13 protein-coding genes are annotated in these 18,005 nt (G+C 32.6%); 7 read left to right on the top strand and 6 right to left on the bottom strand.

The genetic code is table 4. The features are described from left to right. Nucleotides 1-83 precede the first annotated feature (83 nt). From DNK47_RS02245 to DNK47_RS02215, 6 genes are all read left to right on the top strand, one after another. Nucleotides 84-1,697 carry a type I restriction-modification system subunit M gene (locus tag DNK47_RS02245; protein ID WP_112665563.1) on the top strand — a complete coding sequence of 538 codons (1,614 nt, stop codon included), beginning with the start codon at nucleotides 84-86 and terminating at the stop codon, nucleotides 1,695-1,697. Then, nucleotides 1,687-4,611, top strand: coding sequence for a type I restriction endonuclease subunit R (locus DNK47_RS02240; RefSeq protein WP_112665561.1), 2,925 nt, complete (start codon nucleotides 1,687-1,689; stop codon nucleotides 4,609-4,611). Before DNK47_RS02245 ends, DNK47_RS02240 begins: the two co-directional genes overlap by 11 nt. A gap of 38 nt (nucleotides 4,612-4,649) precedes the next feature. After that, nucleotides 4,650-6,236, top strand: coding sequence for a type I restriction-modification system subunit M (locus tag DNK47_RS02235; RefSeq protein WP_112665559.1), 1,587 nt, complete (start codon nucleotides 4,650-4,652; stop codon nucleotides 6,234-6,236). Nucleotides 6,237-6,384: 148 nt separating this feature from the next. Further along, nucleotides 6,385-7,095 carry a purine-nucleoside phosphorylase gene (locus DNK47_RS02230; protein WP_112665557.1) on the top strand — a complete coding sequence of 237 codons (711 nt, stop codon included), beginning with the start codon at nucleotides 6,385-6,387 and terminating at the stop codon, nucleotides 7,093-7,095. Between the two features lie 121 nt (nucleotides 7,096-7,216). Next, a complete protein-coding gene (locus DNK47_RS02225) occupies nucleotides 7,217-8,485 on the top strand; it encodes a DUF31 family putative serine protease (RefSeq protein WP_112665555.1) in 1,269 nt (422 codons plus the stop codon). A gap of 273 nt (nucleotides 8,486-8,758) precedes the next feature. Then, nucleotides 8,759-10,219, top strand: a complete 1,461-nt coding sequence (locus tag DNK47_RS02215) for an MIP family Ig-specific serine endopeptidase (protein WP_112665551.1) — start codon at nucleotides 8,759-8,761, stop codon at nucleotides 10,217-10,219. A 49-nt stretch (nucleotides 10,220-10,268) separates the two neighbouring features. On the opposite strand, the gene DNK47_RS02210 is transcribed toward DNK47_RS02215, so the two are convergent. Then, the gene (locus DNK47_RS02210) at nucleotides 10,269-10,934 is read right to left on the bottom strand and encodes a hypothetical protein (protein ID WP_112665549.1); all 666 of its coding nucleotides are present in this window, start codon (nucleotides 10,932-10,934) and stop codon (nucleotides 10,269-10,271) included. Between the two features lie 145 nt (nucleotides 10,935-11,079). Here DNK47_RS02210 and DNK47_RS02205 point away from each other — a divergent pair, with 145 nt between their 5' ends. Further along, a complete protein-coding gene (locus tag DNK47_RS02205; protein WP_112665547.1) occupies nucleotides 11,080-14,226 on the top strand; it encodes a type I restriction endonuclease subunit R in 3,147 nt (1,048 codons plus the stop codon). A gap of 33 nt (nucleotides 14,227-14,259) precedes the next feature. Here the strand turns inward: DNK47_RS02205 and DNK47_RS02200 are convergent, their stop codons facing one another. From DNK47_RS02200 to DNK47_RS03480, 5 genes are all read right to left on the bottom strand, one after another. Further along, a complete protein-coding gene (locus tag DNK47_RS02200) occupies nucleotides 14,260-15,321 on the bottom strand; it encodes a hypothetical protein (protein ID WP_146737524.1) in 1,062 nt (353 codons plus the stop codon). Between the two features lie 141 nt (nucleotides 15,322-15,462). Next, nucleotides 15,463-16,041 (bottom strand): hypothetical protein, encoded by a 579-nt coding sequence (locus tag DNK47_RS02195; protein ID WP_112665543.1) that lies wholly within the window; start codon nucleotides 16,039-16,041, stop codon nucleotides 15,463-15,465. Nucleotides 16,042-16,283: 242 nt separating this feature from the next. Then, nucleotides 16,284-16,901: a hypothetical protein gene (locus tag DNK47_RS02190; RefSeq protein WP_112665541.1), complete on the bottom strand. Its 618-nt coding sequence runs from the start codon at nucleotides 16,899-16,901 to the stop codon at nucleotides 16,284-16,286. Between the two features lie 134 nt (nucleotides 16,902-17,035). After that, nucleotides 17,036-17,326: a hypothetical protein gene (locus DNK47_RS02185; RefSeq protein ID WP_112665539.1), complete on the bottom strand. Its 291-nt coding sequence runs from the start codon at nucleotides 17,324-17,326 to the stop codon at nucleotides 17,036-17,038. A 252-nt stretch (nucleotides 17,327-17,578) separates the two neighbouring features. Further along, a partial coding sequence (locus tag DNK47_RS03480; RefSeq protein ID WP_181454155.1) for a hypothetical protein occupies nucleotides 17,579-18,005 on the bottom strand: 427 nt, incomplete at its 5' end.

Below are 18,005 nucleotides of genomic sequence, written 5' to 3'. Positions count from 1 at the left end.
GAAAATATTTCTAAAGGCTTGCCTAAAGAAATTCTTTTACTTAAACAACAATCTAGATACTACAGAGAAAAACTAATTAACTAATGACTGAATTGGAATTAAGAGAGAATATTGCTAAAAGCATTTGAAAGATAGCAGATGGTCTTAGAAATATGGTGGATGGGTGAGACTTTAAAGAATATGTTCTGGGTTTTATGTTCTACAAATATATTTCTGAGAGACTGAAAAGTGACATTAATGAAAACGAAAGACAAAGCGATTCAAACTTTGACTATGCTGATTTGTCAGATGAAGACGTATTGGATGAAATGAAGGAGTCTCTCAAGCAAGAAAAAGGATATTTCATCTTACCCAGTGATTTATTTGAGAATGTTTTAAAAGAGGCTGAGAAATCATCTCATGCAGATGGAATTCAAGAAAGACTAAAAAGAGCTTTTGACAATATTTCTGAATCAGCCAGAGGTTGTAAGAGTTTTGAATACTTTTCCAGTCTATTCTCAGTTATTCAGCTAAATAGTAGCGAGAAACTAGGAAAAACTTTAGAAATTAAGAACAAAAGAATTCTAGAGATACTCAAAGGAATTAACAAGATTAAACAAGAACTTTGTGGAGAGGGAGTATACATTGATTCTTTTGGAGCTGCATATGAATACTTAATAGGAATGTACGCACAAAGTGCTGGGAAGAGTGGTGGAGAATTCTTTACCCCTTCAGAAGTATCTGAGTTACTTGCTAAGCTGGCTCTGGACAATAGAACAAAGATAGAAAAGGTTTATGACCCAGCCTGCGGATCTGGCTCTTTACTGCTTAAATTCTTATCTGCAGTTAAAGAAAAAGGAGGCAGTTTAAGCAAGATATATGGGCAAGAAATTAATGACACTACTCACAAGCTAGCATTCATGAATATGTTTTTAAGAAATGTAAATTACAACGATTTCGATATTGCTTTTGGAGACACTTTATTATCTCCACTTTCTAAAGAACACTGTGAAATTGATGCAATAGTGTCTAATCCTCCCTATTCTTCTGTTTGAAAAGGACATGAAGTTGCAGAAATCAAATCTGACCCAAGATATTCCCCGGCAGGCGCTTTAGCCCCGAAGAATAGGTCTGATCTTGCTTTTGTAATGCATTCCTGTTATTGCCTAAAGAATCAAGGTGGAGTTGCGGCAATTGTTCTATTTCCTGGTGTGTTTTATCGTAAGGGGGCTGAAGAAAAAATCAGAAAGTACTTAATAGAAAGTAATTATGTTGACTCTATAATTGCTCTACCAGATAATTTGTTTTTCGGAACTAACATCGCCACTTGTATTTTGGTATTAAAGAAAGGAAGGCCTAATACAGATATTTTTTTCATTGATGCCAGCAAAGAATTTGAAAAAGCCAAAACTAAAAACAGATTAGCCAAAGAAAATATTCAAAAGATTCTTGACACCTATTATTCAAGAAAGGTAATTCCTTTCTTTTCAAGGTCAGTCAGCTATGAAGAAATTAAGGAACAAGACTACAACCTAGCAATTAACAGATATGTTTTTGCTGAAGAGAAAGAGGAAGAAATAGACATAGACGAACTTAATAGAGAGATGGAATTAGCAGAACGGGAGATTGAAAGATTAAAAGTGGAGCTACAGAAAGTTATTAGAGAGATAGAAGCAGAATTAAAAAGAGAAGAAGAAGGAATAGCCCATGGGGGATAACACAGTCCCCCTGCAATACGAGCCCCCTTTTTCTGATGAAAAAGAACATTTTAAGACCAATAGAGAGATAGAAAAAGAATTAATTCATCTTCTTCAACAACAAGGTTATGAATACATAGATATTCAAGATGAAGAACACTTAAGAGAGAATCTTAGATCCCAACTAGAAAAACTAAATAGCTTAAAACAATCCAGAGAATTTAGGTTCTCTGATGCTGAATGAAATTGATTTTTTCAAGAGTATTTTGAGAGAAAAACCATTGAAGAGGCAACTCACACAATTCAAAAAGACTATGTAAAGAACTTAAGCCAAAAAGATGACAAATGATCAAACATCCACTTAATAGACAAAGAAAACATACATAGAAATTACTTACAAGTTTTTAAGCCTTCAAAAGAGAGAAGAGATCTAGTTATTCTAGTTAATGGAATACCTACAGTATTTCTAGAACTTAAAGAAACATGAGAAAGACTTGAATCCAGTTTCAGGAGGTTAGAAAGATATGACAGATATGAGTATCTCTCTGGTTACTTCAAACTTTTTTGATTTGTTCAGTTATTTGTCATTTCCAATCGCTCAGAAACTAAGTATTTCTCTAACACTTCTAACTTGGCTTGGGTTAAGAGATCTAGAGGTGATAGGCAAGAAAATGCCAATTTCAGACTAACAAGTTATTGGACTGACAGCAAGAACAATAGGATTGAAAATCTCTTTGACTTCACAAAACATTTTTTTGAAAAAAACACCTTACTAAATATCTTGACTAAATATTGCGTATTCACTACAGACAAAAAGTTAATAGTCATGAGGCCCTATCAAATAAGTGCAGTTGAGGCTATGGTTAACAGAGTAAAAAGGGGGATAGCAGAAAAATTAGAGGGAAATCCGGAATCGAGAGGATATATCTGACACGCAACGGGGAGTGGTAAGACTTTAACTTCCTACAAAGCTAGAGAGTTAATTTCCAAGGTTGAAGGTATTTCCAAAGTTCTTTTTGTAGTAGACAGAAAAGTATTAGATTCACAAACACAGAGAGAGTTTCACAAGTTTGGAGATGATGACAATACTGCAACCTTCAAAACCTCTGAGCTAGTCCAAAAACTAAAAGATCCCAGTTGTAAAGCAATAACCACTACCTTTCAAAAGCTAAATAAAGCATGTAGATGGGAAAATTTCTTAGAGCTTCCTGTACTCAAAGAAAGAGTAGTTTTTATCTTTGATGAATGCCATAGATCTCAAGGTAGTGATGGAGAAATGGGACATATGAGAAGAATTACAGAAAACAGATTTAAGAGAAGTTTTATCTTCGGAGTAAGTGGAACCCCTATATTTGGAAAAAAAGAAGATAAGGAAGAAGATGAAAAAAAGGAGAAGAATGCAAAGGGAACAAACAAATACTTTACTGAATGTTTAAGTACCTATACTCTTTTAGATGCCTTGCAAGACAATAATGTACTTTCTTGAAGATATGATGAAGCTGGTTTTAAGAATGTAGAGAACTATGAATTAGAGCTTGATGATCCTCAAAACAGGAGACTTAGAAAGAGTAAGATAGTTGACTGAGTTTTAGAGAATTTTGAGAGAAAAACAAAAGGATCTGCCTTTAAGAAATATTTCAACTCTCTTTTTGTAACTGACTCAATTAAGGATTTACTGGAATATTATGAGATATTTAAGGAAAAGATAGGAGACCACTTAACTATGTCAGCTATATTCTCCATTAGTTCTGAAGAAGAAAAAAACAGTCAAGGGAATGTGGATGCCTTGTCAAGAATAATTGAAGACTACAACAAAACCTTTGGAACAGACTTTGATTTGAGATATGAACTAAGGAAAAGTTATGAAAGCTGAAGAGAAGACTTAACTAAAAAACTTAGAGAAGTCAAGATAGACATATTAATTGTGGTTGATATGTTTTTGACTGGATTTGACTCAGCAGCTTTAAATACTCTTTGAATTGACAAGAACATTAAAGAATTGCACGAGTTAATTCAGATATTTTCTAGAACTAACAGAATACACAGTGAATTAAAAGATAAGGGAAATATTGTTGCTTTTGTTCCGCTTAGAGCTAAAAGAGATGAGGCTTTAAGAATCTATGTTGGTGGAGAGGTCAAATTCAAGCAATCTCATCACTTGTTGCTTGAGAAAGATTTCGAAGAATTGTATGCGGAAGGAAAGGAGATCATAGAGGAATTTATGCAAAATTACCCAGATGAACAAATAAGTATTAGTGAAGAGAATGCAGAAGACTTTGTAAAGCAATACAACGAAGCTTTAAAGATACACAAAAAATTGTCTTGTTATTCCGAATATAAAGACAAAGAATTATTGACTGAAGAAGAAAAGGAAAATTACCACGCTAAATATCTCGAGAGCTTAGCAACGATAGAAAAAATTAGAACTCAACCTACTGTTACTGTAACTGGAAAAGTCAAAACAGAGATTGATAATTTTGCACTTGAATTAATTAGATCTGAGGATGTAGATATTAACTACATCTTGAGACTCATTGTTAAAGGAGAGGAAAAAGAAAAGATTATGAAGAAAGTTATTAGTAACACGAAAATGAGAGAATGTGCCCCTCTAATCGGAGAGTTCATTGATAGATGAAAGAAAAGAGAAAACAATGACTCAACAGCTATAGATCAAGAATGATCTACCTATATAGAACAAAAGAAAGATGAGGAACTTGATGACGGGATTAAAGAAAACAACTTTAAAGCTGAGAAGAGAGAAGACATTAAAGAAGTATTAAATAAAGAAGATAGAGATAAAGTTTTGCAAGGAGGATGATTAAGAAGTGTGTTACCCCCTCTATCTTATTTCAATAAAGAACACTACAGTGTCATTCAAAAAGCTAAAGATTTTCTGCTAAATCTAATGGAAAAGTGAAAACAATACAAGATCTAGCCATTTGAGTTCTGACAATAACTTTTAATTAAGAGATAATGGCTAAAGAGAAAAAGATTAAATCCAAAACTTTTCTTGAAGAGCTTTGAGATATTACTTCAGCCTTAAAAGGGGATTCAATAGAAGTTCACGATTATAAATTTGTTGTTCTTAATTTATTTTTCTTGAAGTATGCAAATGATAAGTTCTCAGAAAGAAGAAAGGAAATACTAGAAGAGTATGGTGAAGAATATGTTGATATGTCTAATTTCTACGAAAGTAAACACATTTGCTATCTCCCGAAAGAAGCCAGATGGAATGACATACTAGAGAGAAGTTACAACTCTAATCTCTCTTATTGCTTGGATGAAGCCTTTTCCGCTATTGAGCAATTACATCCCAAAAAATTTGGTGGTGTAATAGAAAAGGGTTTCTTTCAAAGAATTAACTTAAAGCCCAAGAATCTTAGAACTCTTGTAGACAATATTGAAAGCAAAATCACAGAAGTTAAACAAGACACAGATATATTTGGAAGGATATATCAATTCTTTTTGCATAAATATGCCCTAGTAGAAAAGAGTGGGGGCAAAAACAAAGAAGGAGAATTCTATACCCCACCTTGCATTGTTAAGTTAATGGTTGAGCTAGTTGAACCGTATAAAGGAAAGGTATATGATCCTTGTTGTGGCTCTGGAGGAATGTTTGTTCATTCAGCAGAGTTTGTTAAAGCCAACCAAGGAGACTTCAATATAAGTATTTATGGTCAAGAAAAGCAAAGACTTACATATGGTCTGGCCAAGATAAATTTAGCTATTAGGGGAATAGAAATTACTAATTTAGGGAAACCGGAAAATACCTTCACAGACGATCAACACAAAGATTTAAAGGCCAAATTTATATTAGCCAATCCCCCTTTCAACCAAAGAGGTTGAAGGAGTGCAGATAGTTTGTTGGAAGATGTGAGATGACAAGGTTATGAAGTCCCTCCAACTTCAAATGCAAATTATGCATGAATTCTTCACATGTTGTATCACTTATCTAATGATGGAATTGCAGCATTTTTACTTTCAAACATTGCTGTTTCATCTGACGATAAAAAGGAAAAAGCCATCAGACAACAATTAATTGAGAATGACCTAATTGAGGCAATTATTTTGCTACCTTCAAAAACATTCTTTAATACGGGAATTTCAGTTACTCTCTGAATTATGAATAGAGATAAGTCAGCAAAAACAGTAGAGATAAAGGGAAGGACAAGATCATTAAGAGACAGAACTAATGAAGTTCTGTTTATGGACTTAAGAAATATGGGCTCTCCTTCGAAAGAAGAGAAAAACTTAATAGAGTTGAGTGTTGAGGATATACAAAAAATCAAAGATATTTTTCACTCTTGAAGATCTACTGAAAAAGAAACTCTTTATCAAGATCAAGTAGAACTTTGTTCAAGCAAAACCTTAGAAGATATTCGAGAGCAAGAATATAATCTTTCCCCAGCCAAATACATACCGGTTGATGAAACTAAAGGAATAAATACTAATTGAGAGGAAGAACTTAAGACACTAACCAATAAATTAAATGAACTGTTTATAGAAGAAACAAAGGCAAAATCTGAATTACAAGAAATACTTAAGAATCTCAAATTCTAAGAAGAAAACATATGAAATCTTTAATAATTAACAAAAACTAATCTCAGAGATAAATTTCTATAGTGTTTATGTTTCAGCTGAATTAAGCAAAAACACTTAAACACAAATAACTAAAAAATATTTAAGAAAAGATTCTTGTTAATAACTTATGTCTTCAGCCTCAACCCCAGACATTAGCACATATAAAGATAAAATTGCCAAAGTTGTCTTAATGCCCGGAGATCCTCTAAGGGCCAAGTGGGCAACAGATAAATTCCTAGAAAATGCTAAAGAAGTTTTTTCTGTTCGGGGAATAACTGTTTACACCGGCACCTATAAAGGCAAGCCTGTAAGCATTATGGCTTCAGGTATAGGAATTCCCTCTATGGGTATTTATTCTTATGAATTATTTAAGTTTTGTGATGTTGAAGTAATTATTAGGGTAGGAACTGCGGGAGCTCTTAGGCCCGATATGAAACTATTGGATGTTATTGTGGTTGATGAAGCATATGCTGAGTCGACAACATATCACAAAATCATTAATGGAAGTGATGAGAAAGTAATTAAAGCCGATGATGGTCTTATTGAAAAATTAGAAAAATCTGCCGAAAAACAAGGCATTGCTTTAAGAAAAGCCAGATGCTTTACTACTGAAGTACTTTGATCAGGGAGAACTGCTGAACAAATTATTGAAATTTCTAATGCAGACTGTATTGAAATGGAAAACTATGCTCTTTTCGCCAATGCAATTAAGACTGGTAAAAAAGCCACATCTGTTTTGACAGTTGTAGACAGCTTAATCACTGGAGAAGAGATTTCAGATGCAAAGAAAGTGAATACTTTAGAACAAATGTTTCAAATAGCTTTAGGTATTCTTTAGTTTCGCAACATAAAAAATGTTTGCTTTTGAAGGTCAATGTTAACGAAACTTCAAATAGCCAATAAAATTTAGTTCCAAAGGTGAGTTTCTCTTGACTGGAAGGGTATTTGTCACTTAAATAATGGCCATTAACAAGTTAGCATTAGCTTTTCCAATAGTTCCTGCGTCTGTTGTTCTTGGTACCTATAAGCTATGAAATCCAAATGTTCCTGAACATGCTTTTATTTCTGAGTTTGTTTCCAGCGAAGAAAGTAAACACAACTTCCCAACCTTTGAAACCTTTGATTCCGTACCTACATTAGAAACGGTATCACAAGAAGAAGAAAACCATAACTTAGATTCAATAGATACAAAGAGATTCGATAAGGAGATAGCAGATAAAGTATTTGAAAAGCTTGATGACTATTCTTTCAGAATCTTTTGATCTTGTGGTGTAGGGACTGGTTGAATATTAGACTATGAGATTCCTGAAGGAAAAGACAAATACCCAACAGTTTGGTATATTGCAACTGCAGCTCACGTAATAAATGGATATAAGTTCGCTGAAAATCCTTATGAACAAGAACTTTCTTCTCCTCTTGAAGAAACAAAGATGTTGAGAAGACGATTAGCCCATAGAACCCATTACTATCTTCCTTGATATGCAAGATTGTCTATGTGGGATCACGGAACCACCACTTGCGATATATCCAATAGATATGGTTATTCAGACTTAAATATTGTGAAAGCTTCAAATGGAGCAGAATTAAAGGGTGAGTATGGTGGATGACTTAATAAAAGAATAGAAGAACCTAAGCTATTCTACGCAGCTTTTGATTTATTTGATAAAAACCCAGAGTTAGGTATCGAAGAAAATAACTACAAAGACTTTGCAGTATTAGAAATTAAGTTCAAAGACCCAGAATATGCAAAACAAGTAACAAATAACTTTGCTGGAAAATACAATGTTGATACCACAGATGCTATAAATGTATTTGCGAAACCATTAGATGAAAAGTACGATACAGAAACAATTCAAAAACTAGATGAGAATTTCTTTGAACTAGGTTATCCAAAAGGTAAAAAAGGTAAGTACAGCCAGTCGAAATCTTGAGATGAGGAAAAAGGTGAATCATATAAATTGCTAAATAAGCATTGAGATTTACATTACTCTCCAGAACAAAAGAAGATTAGAGGTTTTGGAAATGCCAATAAAGGACTTTACAAGGTAACTTGAAATGGAAAAAGAAGAACTGATATAGGACATTTCCACCTATTGGGAATTAATCAAAAATATAGACTGGAAGGTGGAGCTTCTGGTAGTCTCTTTGTAGATAAAAATGGTGACTTACTTGGAATACATGGAGGAGGGGGGGAACAATGGATCATCAGTAATTCCTTTAAGAGGTAAAGAAAGAAGAGGAGAAGAATCTATTAAATCTCCTGAGTATGACTTGTTACTTGGAGCCCCTAACCAAAAGTCTTCTTATAGAAAGCAAGTGGACACTTATGGAAAAAATACTTGATTAAAGGCTAGGGGGTGACAGCATAAGTACAAAAACTCTCTGGGGAGTTAAACTTCTCATAAAGCTCTAAAAGGAAATTAAAGTTTTAATTACACAATTTTTAATTAAAAATGTCAGACAAAATTAATTTATTTTTATTTTTGAAATAGTTAAGCAATATGGGTGTTAAGGCTTTAGCTAAATTTTTTATTCCTTTTTCTACCGTTACTGGTTCTATTGTAGGATTAGTAAAGGCAACAATCACTTCGACAGATAGTTTTACAAAAGATTCTTTACAACAAGTAAATACTGAGGTTGCCCCCCCCACAGGAATCTCCGGCTCTACAGATTCTTCAAGTTCTTTTGAAACTGAAACTTCTTCGCAGATACAAGTTTCGTCACACTTTTCTGAAGATACTTATTCCAGTAGTAATCTAAATCCAGAACTAGAAGAAAAGGAAAGACAAAGAAGGATAGCACAAGCAGAAAAAATTCATAAGGTTTTAAATGACTATACCTTTAAATTAGTCTTCCCATGTAGTTTTGGAACTGGCTGGATTTTAGATTACGAACTTCCTAAGGCGGGTGAAAAATACCCAACCACCTGATATTTTGCCACTGCCTCCCATGTTGTCAATAAGTGAAGATTTGTTGAAAATCCTTATGAACAAATTTTGCCTGTTTCCGCAGAAGCTACCAAAAGCTTAAGAGCACTTAGTCATAGACGTCAATTTGATTGATCGGGAGTTGGCTTATTGAGCATGAAAGGATGCTCGTCTGATAGATTTCAAGGATATTTTGACATTGCTATTATTAGACAAGATAGCGATTTCAACTATAAGAGTGATTTAGGTTTATTGTTAAATAAGAAAATTAAAGAGCCTAAGCTGTTCTATACTCCAATCAACTTCTTAAATGAAGACGATTCATTAGATGTTAAAGCCGAGCAACAAAGGGATTTTGCAATTATCGAAATTGAATTTACTAATGAAGAGATTGCTAGACAAGTGACTAATGATTTTGCGACTAAATATCCTATTGAATCTACAGAAGCTTTAAATTTCTTTGCCCCTTCCTTGACAGAAAAATATACTGAAGAAGAGTTGAATAAGTCTGAGGAAGATTTCTATCATTTAGGATATGCTGGGGCAGGAGGGCAGTGACAATATACCACTACTTTCAATCCAAATACAGGCAGAGGTTTAAGACTTTCAGATGATGAACAATATCTTGTAAGTGATAAAGATAAGAAGAGAATTCGTGGACTCGCTAATTCTAATAGAGTTTTTAGTGTTTCTTGAGAAAAAGGTAAAGTAAGAAGTCCAGCCGGAAGTCACTATATAACGAAAAGCGATTCTTGAGGGTACAGGTTGACGGGTGGAGCGTCGGGAGGCATGATAGTAGACAAGGATGGCAATGTATTGGGATTGCTTGAAGGATCAGGTCAGGTTGGTCTACAATCATTTTGAGTTCCTCTGAGACAAAGTAAGATAGAGGGTAAAGAACGAGGTGATTTACGATCACCTAAATATGACTTTATATTAGGTGTTGAAGGCCAAAAGAATTCTTATAAGGCGCAAGTAGAAAAATATAAAAAAAACACCTGACTAAAGGCAAGAGGCTGAAAACACAAAACTTAAGTTACTTTAGTTTCTAGCTGGCTTTAAAAGTAGTATTTTAGAAACGAATTTATCTTCCTGAATTCTTTTTCTCCCTTTTGTACTCTAACTTGTAATTACTTTTATTTATCGATAGAGTAACGCATTCTGTGCCATTATTTTCTTTATCTCCCTTACATTCCATATTTCAATTCCACTTTTCTTTCTCATCAAATCCAGAACCGTTCTTTTTAAAACTACAAGAGTTTGCCATAATTTGTAACTTTGATAGTTGTCCGCTACCTGACTGCTTTTTGAAATCAAGCTTTATAGGTTTGGCTCCATCCTTGTCTTTTCCTCCGCAAATTTCTTTAGTTAAAATAAGTTTTTTCCCATTTTCTAATCTGTATCAGTTATCTCATACATGCCTAGCAACATAGTATTCATTTTTTTCGCAAGAAATTAAAAAGTCATACGCCTGTAACCTGTAATATCCTCAATTCATCACTATATCACTAAAAGAAACAGAGTCTTTGTCCCCCCCCGAGCTATTAATCAATTGCGTCGCTTCAACACTCAATTCACGACCAGATTCATCAGATCCAAGAACAAATCTAGGATAGTAATACTTTCTCCTAAGCGCTTTTCAAGATCTGCTAGAAAAATCTATTAGTGAAGGTGCAAGAGATATTCCACAACCGGTTATTCCAAAAATATTTAAAAGATAAAAGCTCTTATCTCTAAAAAATAGAGACAATTTATGTTTTTAATAATTTTCTTTAAATGTGTAAGTTGATTAAAAGAAATTAGGTTTAAAGATATAGAGGAATATTTTTAATTAATGAGAGCATTTAAATAAATTTCATTAGAGGCATAAATAAAGGCCTTAAATAATTAGTTCTGTGGCAGATTTAATTAAAGAAACAGAGCTAGAAGAGAGAATAATCTCTCTTTTCCAAGAACAAGGTTATCTTTACTCTATAGGTTCAGATATCAAAAGAGATTGCCTCAGAGAGGTATTTATATTAGAAGACTTAGGAAACTATCTAAAAAAGAAACACCCACAATTAATTTCACATGACATCAGGGTAATAGCAGATGAGTTACAACTTGAAAACAAGAGCCTTTATGAAATTAATAGGGAATTCATACAAGACACATTAATAGAAGGGAAAACATACACAAGAGATTCAGATAATGAATCTTTTCTCTTTAAGTTAATAGATTTTGAGGAACCAAGCAACAATATCTTTAGAGTTGTTAATCAACTAGTTGTTCAAGAATATGAAACTCAAAGGGTAGACTTAGTAATTTATATAAATGGAATACCTTATGTAGTTTGAGAGCTCAAATCTCCTAGTAATCAAGCAGTCGGGCTAGAACAAGCGTATAACCAAATACAGACTTATGTTCAAGAGATTTCTTGTTTATTTAAATGAAATTCTTTTGTTGTGCTTTGCGATGAAGTAAATGTGAAGTTGGGTTCTGCATGAGGAGCTTTTGATCATTTCTATGAATGGAAGAAAATAGATGATTTAGTTCCCCCTGCAGAAAGATTAGTAGAAACAACTATCAAGGGATTATTTAATAAGGAGAGACTAGTAAAGATAATAGAGGACTTTATTTGCTTTAGAGACAATAACGCAAGAGACAAGGTTATATGTAGATATCCACAATTCTTCGCGGCCACTAAGTTACTTAAGAATATTGAAAAGAACTTAAGACCTAAGGGCAAAGGAAAAGGTGGAGTATATCATGGCGCGACTGGTTGCGGTAAGAGTTACATTATGTTATTTCTCTCTAGATTACTGATGAGATCCAAAACTTTTAAAAGACCATTAATTCTTCTAATAACTGATAGAAGTGAGTTAAATGATCAATTAACTCAACTATTTGAAAAATACAGTAATTACTTACAGGTAGCAAAAAAGACCAATATCAAAAAAGTTGGTTCTAGAGAAGAGCTGAAAGACTTATTTAAGAAATTTTCCTCTGGAGCTATCTTTTTAACTAATATTCAGAAATTCTCAGAGAATAATGAGTTACTCTCTGACAAAAGCAATATTATCTGTATTTCTGATGAAGCACACAGATCACAACATAATCTAGGAGCAGAATATAGAGAAGAGGAAGAAAAGATAGTATTTACAGTTCCATTCGCAAGGAGAGTGCATGATTCCCTCCCGAACGCAACTTATGTAGGATTTACCGCGACTCCAAAAGATGAAACAATGGATGTATTTGGAGAAATTGTAGATCAATACAGCATGGAAGACAGTAAAAATGACAATTTCACTGTTGAGCTAATTACTGAAGAGAGAAGAGTTCCCTTAGAACTAGATGAAGTTAAGGCTAAATTACTTGATTCTCTGGAAGAAGCACAACAAAATGAATCTAAGTTACTACAAATGAGAAGAATAATAGAGTTACCTGGGAGAATTACAAAGGTTGTTGAAGACATTATTAAGCACTATGAGCTAAGAGTTCAAGAAGGGGCTACTGTCAAGGGAAAGGCAATGATAGTAGTAGATGGTAGAAATATTGGATATGAGATGTACAAGCAAATTAAGGAATTAAGGCCTCAATGATTTGAGAAAACAGAAGATTCTCAGAGAGAGTTTTTTCCCAAGGTAAATATGGTTATGACCAGAAAAGGAAAAGAGCATGAGAGAGAGTTCTATGACTTATTAGGTGATGAGGCACATCAAAGAAAGTTAGCTAAAGAATTTAAGGACGAAGAGTCTAACTTCAAGATAGTTATTGTGAAAGATAAATGACTGACAGGATTTGATGTTCCCTGTTTAGACGCTATGTATTTAGATAGATTCCTTCATGACGCTAACTTAATTCAAACTATCTCTAGAGTAAATAGAAAATTCCTCCAAAAAGACTATGGCTTAATAGTTCACTATCTACCTATCAATGAAGCTCTAGCGACTGCTAGGAGAAAATATGGAGGAGAGCAGAATTTAACTAGATCTCAAAGTGAGATATATGAAATAGTCAATAATACTCAAGATAAATTAGAGCTTTTAAATGAGTTGTTTTATGGCTTCGATAAAAGTCCATTTTTCGGAGAAGATCACAAGGAAAGATTCCAATGCATTTGGGATGCAGTTCATTGGATAGAAAGTAAAACAGGTAGTTTTGAGCAAAAATTTATAGAAAGATTTTTAGCTTTTAGGAGAGAGTATGTAAAGTGCGCATCCAGCGATTTACTTCCAGAATATGTTAGGGAACAATCTACTTTCTTCTGCACTCTTTATGCAGTGTATATGAAACAAAACAAAAAAGAAAATAGAGAAAATACGCTCAAGCTAGGAAAAAGAATAGAAGAGTTATTTGAACAAGCTTTCTTAGTTGCTGATCCTAAGATTCTTTTTTTAGGAGCTATTAAGGTTTCACTCTTAACTGAAGAAGATCTACAGAAAATAGTTGAAAGTGGAAATGTACATCAAGCCAATAAGAGATTGATTATTACTCTAGAAGAAGCTAATAGAGAATTCACAAAGATCAACAGCAAAAAAGGATTAGAGTTCTCAGAAAAACTAAGAAGACTTAAAGATAGATATAACTCTCTTGAAAGTGTTACTGAAAAAATAGGGAAAGAATCATTAACTAAAGAAGAGATATTAAGAAGAAATCAAAAAGTGGATAGAGAAGCTGAAGTTATTAGAGATGAACTTGTTGAATTAGGAAAAGAATATATTCAAGCAAATGAGACCTATAAGAATCTAGGACTAAATAGATTAGAAACTGTATTCTTTGAAATACTATTGGAAACCAGAGACCAATTTGCACTAGAATACCCTGAATCTAAGTTAATTGAGCTCTCTAAAGAAATAAAAAAATTAGTTATTGAACAGAGCAGGCAAATTGACTGATGAAAGAAAGGTTCAATTAAGGCTCAAATAGGAATGGAAATAACCTTATTACTTGCTAAATATGGTTACACAAAAAAGAAAGGAAAGATAATTGAAGAGTTACAAGAAGAAGTCATTAGAAGATCTGTGGAGTTCAAAAAACACTATGAAAATGAATGAAACTAAAAGTTAATTAAGTGAATAAAGGGGCTTAGCTATCTATGAAGAGAACTGATTTTTTGGAATAAGTAAGCAACCGACAAAATTTTGAAATATGGAAGTGTAAATGCTGTATATTGCTTTACATGAATCAGCATCTGAATCTATGTTTTTGTGAACAAACTTTTCGTAGCAAATCCTAATTTTTAAAGCCCTTTTATCCAATAATCTAACATAACCTTTTTTCATACATGGCACAGGATAGATTCTTCCTTGAAAATAGTTATTTAAATAATTCCACCTCATACAATTGCAACTTAATTCAGCATAATCATCCAAATTCAAGAGTAACAACAAATTTTCTGGATTAGCTAATGCGTCTAATATAGTTTTTTGTTTTTCAAAATCTTTCGATAACAGCTCTTCCGTTTCTATAGAACTAACTATTTTTATTAAATCTATTATTTCATTCGCAAAAGAAATATTTCTTTCATCGTAATCATATAAGTAAACATTTTTTCATTTTTGTTCTGCTATCTGAGTGTATTTTTCAATACAAGCTCCAATTAAGTTTTTTAATTTTTGAATGTGTTCATCTTCATTACCACTAATTATTGTGCTATTAGGTTTATAACTATAGCCAAAAACAATTTGTAAAAATTTATCTTCCTTATTTTCTTTAGAAGATACAAGAGGATTTGAAACAAGAACAGAATTGAGAATATATTTCATCAGTTTTATTAATCCCTTCGAGACATAACTTTGAATAATTTTTGTTTGCTCTTCCTTTGAATAGCGAGACAAAATTCTTTTGTCGTGAAATCAAGTAATTTGAAAGTTTTCTTCAATCTCGCTTGCCTCCTTAATGGGACCTTCTCCTTTTATATCAGTATCTAGCATGAAACCATTTCCCTCCTTTCAATCCCACTTTTCTTCTGTTTTTACCTTTAGATCTGTGTGTTCAAATAAGTTATCTTGAACATCTTCTTGCTTAATTGTTTCAATAAATTCTTTTCATCATTTCCCTTCATTTTGTTCATTAATGAACTTTGGTACATCATGCCCGCAAATTCCTCATATTTCACTTCAAGATAACAAGTCTTGTTGTGCATCGACAGACATATTCTTACTTAACTTTTTAATTTTTATAAATCAATTCTTAAATTGAAAATTTATTTTCATTCTAAAGATAACTTTAGTTAAGAAAATTCTTAATTATTAAATAAAAAGCGCAATTAATAATCTAAATAACAAAACTCTTCATTAAGAAGCCGTAATAATTGTCTTTGGATTGAAATTTGTTTTTCATCCCAAGCCAAGATCTTCTGCGATTTTAATTTCACATTCTTTCTTTCCATCTTTTTCATTACATTGTTCACTAAGTTTTAGTTGAACTTTAGTTATATCTCTTTCTCAATGGTTATCACTATCAAACATTCATTTTTTAACTTCAAATTTGTTTTCACTACATTCAACTTTCTCTGGCTCGTAATTACCCATGTGTCTTCCATCTAATTGTTCTAGGGAAACATTTCCAGATCCAAAAATTCTTAGTTGTCATTCTTGTCTAGTTCAATTAACTGTTTCTCCCGCTTTCACATCAACAATTTTTAAAGTAGGGATTTTTGAAACATTTTCTGTGTTTTTTTCAAGACCAATATAAACCTGATAATGAGAATTATCATTTCGGCAGTCCAATACAGGAGATTTTTGAGTTATATTTTCATTTCAAGAAAACTCTTTAATTTTTGAGCTTAATTGATTTCCAATTAAAAAAGGCATAGAAAGCCCGCATCCAATTGCTAAAGAAAATTTAGCAATTAAACTAACGTCAAAAATCATTGATATTTATTTTTTAAACCTTTAGCTAAATTACCAATTAATTTTTAATTTTCCTAATAAATCATGAATATTTGTTTGTTTTTAAGAAAATCTGATTTTAAAGGATTTTTAATAATAAATAATAAAGTAGGTTTTAAAAGTTTAGCGTTTAAAAAAGAAAAGAAATAACTCTAAATTTGTGAATTTTTAAATTAAGAAAATTGTTGAATACTTTAGTTTGAAACTAAGAAAAAATCAGAAATTTAATTTTGATCTTCACTTACAACTGTTTTAGGCATAAAAAGATACACTAACTTATTTCCATATCCTTGACCTCAAACACTAGCAGTGCTAACTTCTTTGTCTAAATTTTGTGATGGAATTGTTTCTAATTTTGCTTTAAATGTACGCATTAATCCAGATCCAATAAAACTTATTTCCGTATAACTACCACTATCACCATCTTCTACTTTGGTCTCAGTAGTTATTTCAAGCTTACTATCTTTTGTGGTAGAAGAACTCGCAGAAAACATAAATCTCGGGAATCAACCAATTCAATTTGCAGGTAAAGGCGTATAATCATTCCGCACATTAGTGTTTGTGCAAGAAGTCGCCACATAATCTCCTTGACCTGTATATTTATCTCCCAAAAAACTTTGAATTTCCTGAGGAAGATCAATGACTGTACACTCTCCTCTTGCGATACTTTTTTGCTCCATATTTGTATCACTTTGAGTCACTTTAGTTACAGAAACATTGGAAGATAAACTAGGCCGAGAAACAGCTCCTGAAGGTTTACCTGTTTGTAAAAAAAGATACAAAGGGACACCAACACAACCTCCGCCTAAGGCCGCAACTGCAACAAACAACTTTATATTCATGGCTAAAGACTAAAAAATGCATTTTAAATTGTACATCGATCTACACAAAATTGAAGAACATATTATTCCTCTTTCTTATCTAATTTCAAATTTTTAGTATTGCAAATACATTAATTTACCATTTAATTCTGAATCTAAAGTATCAACTTTATGCACTCATAAATCAGAAAATTTGAATTATCTTCCATTAGACTAGTCACTCAATATTCATTTATTTCTGGTTTAACAAAACTTTTACTTTCAAATTTAGTTTTGAATTCAAAATTATCTTTGGTTAACGGAACTGTATTAGTTTTTGTATCAACTTTTTGTTCTTTATCTTTCACTACTCCACAATTCTCTATCTTCTCTCCTTTCGTTATCAAAAGCAAAGAAAACAAATGCATAAAAGGAGTTCAGTCATTTAGAGGCCGTTTGATCTTCACTTATTTAAAAACTTTCATTAATTTCAACTTTAGGCTCAGCATGTAGTACGTGAACTCTAGCTATTTCAGAGCGAGGGAGAAACTTGAAATGTTGGAAACCTTAGGAACTGCTTGTTGGTTGAGTTGAGGATTAAGAGTTGAGTTTTAGAGTGAGAAAAAAGCATTTAACAAATGAGGAAAGCAAGATCCTCCAGTTAAAAAAACCAAAAGACTAAGCCTCACCGAAGGATGTATTTGATAATAGTTCTCTTATTAACTAGAAATTACGTCTGCCTGTGAAGTTGGAGGAAGGAAAAGATATATTGATTTATTTCCCTGCAATGCAACAAATACTAATTCATCTTTTATTTCTGTTGTCACATATTCTTGATCCATGGACTTTCAAGTACCCGTTAAAGTAGATTTCAATCCTTCTCCGCTAAAAGTAGCTTCCACACTACTACCAAAATTTCCTTCTGCTTGTTCAACTTGAGTCATCATCTCAAATGTTGTTCCCGCTTCTGCCTTAATTTGTTCATTTAGAACAAATTTAGGAAATAGGCCAGTTCACTTCAAAGGCAACTTTATATAGGAATCTTCTATGTTAGTATTGCTACAAGAAATTGAAAAATAGTCTTCCTTATTTTTATGTTTCTCATTAAGAAACTTTTCACCTTCTCCAGAAATATCAATGATTTGG

The sequence above is a fragment of the Mycoplasma wenyonii genome (assembly GCF_003265155.1).
GTDB lineage: Bacteria > Bacillota_I > Bacilli_A > Mycoplasmatales > Mycoplasmoidaceae > Eperythrozoon_A > Eperythrozoon_A wenyonii_C.
The sequence above is the reverse complement of the archived record's forward strand: the minus strand, read 5'-3'. Positions and strand labels throughout refer to the sequence as shown.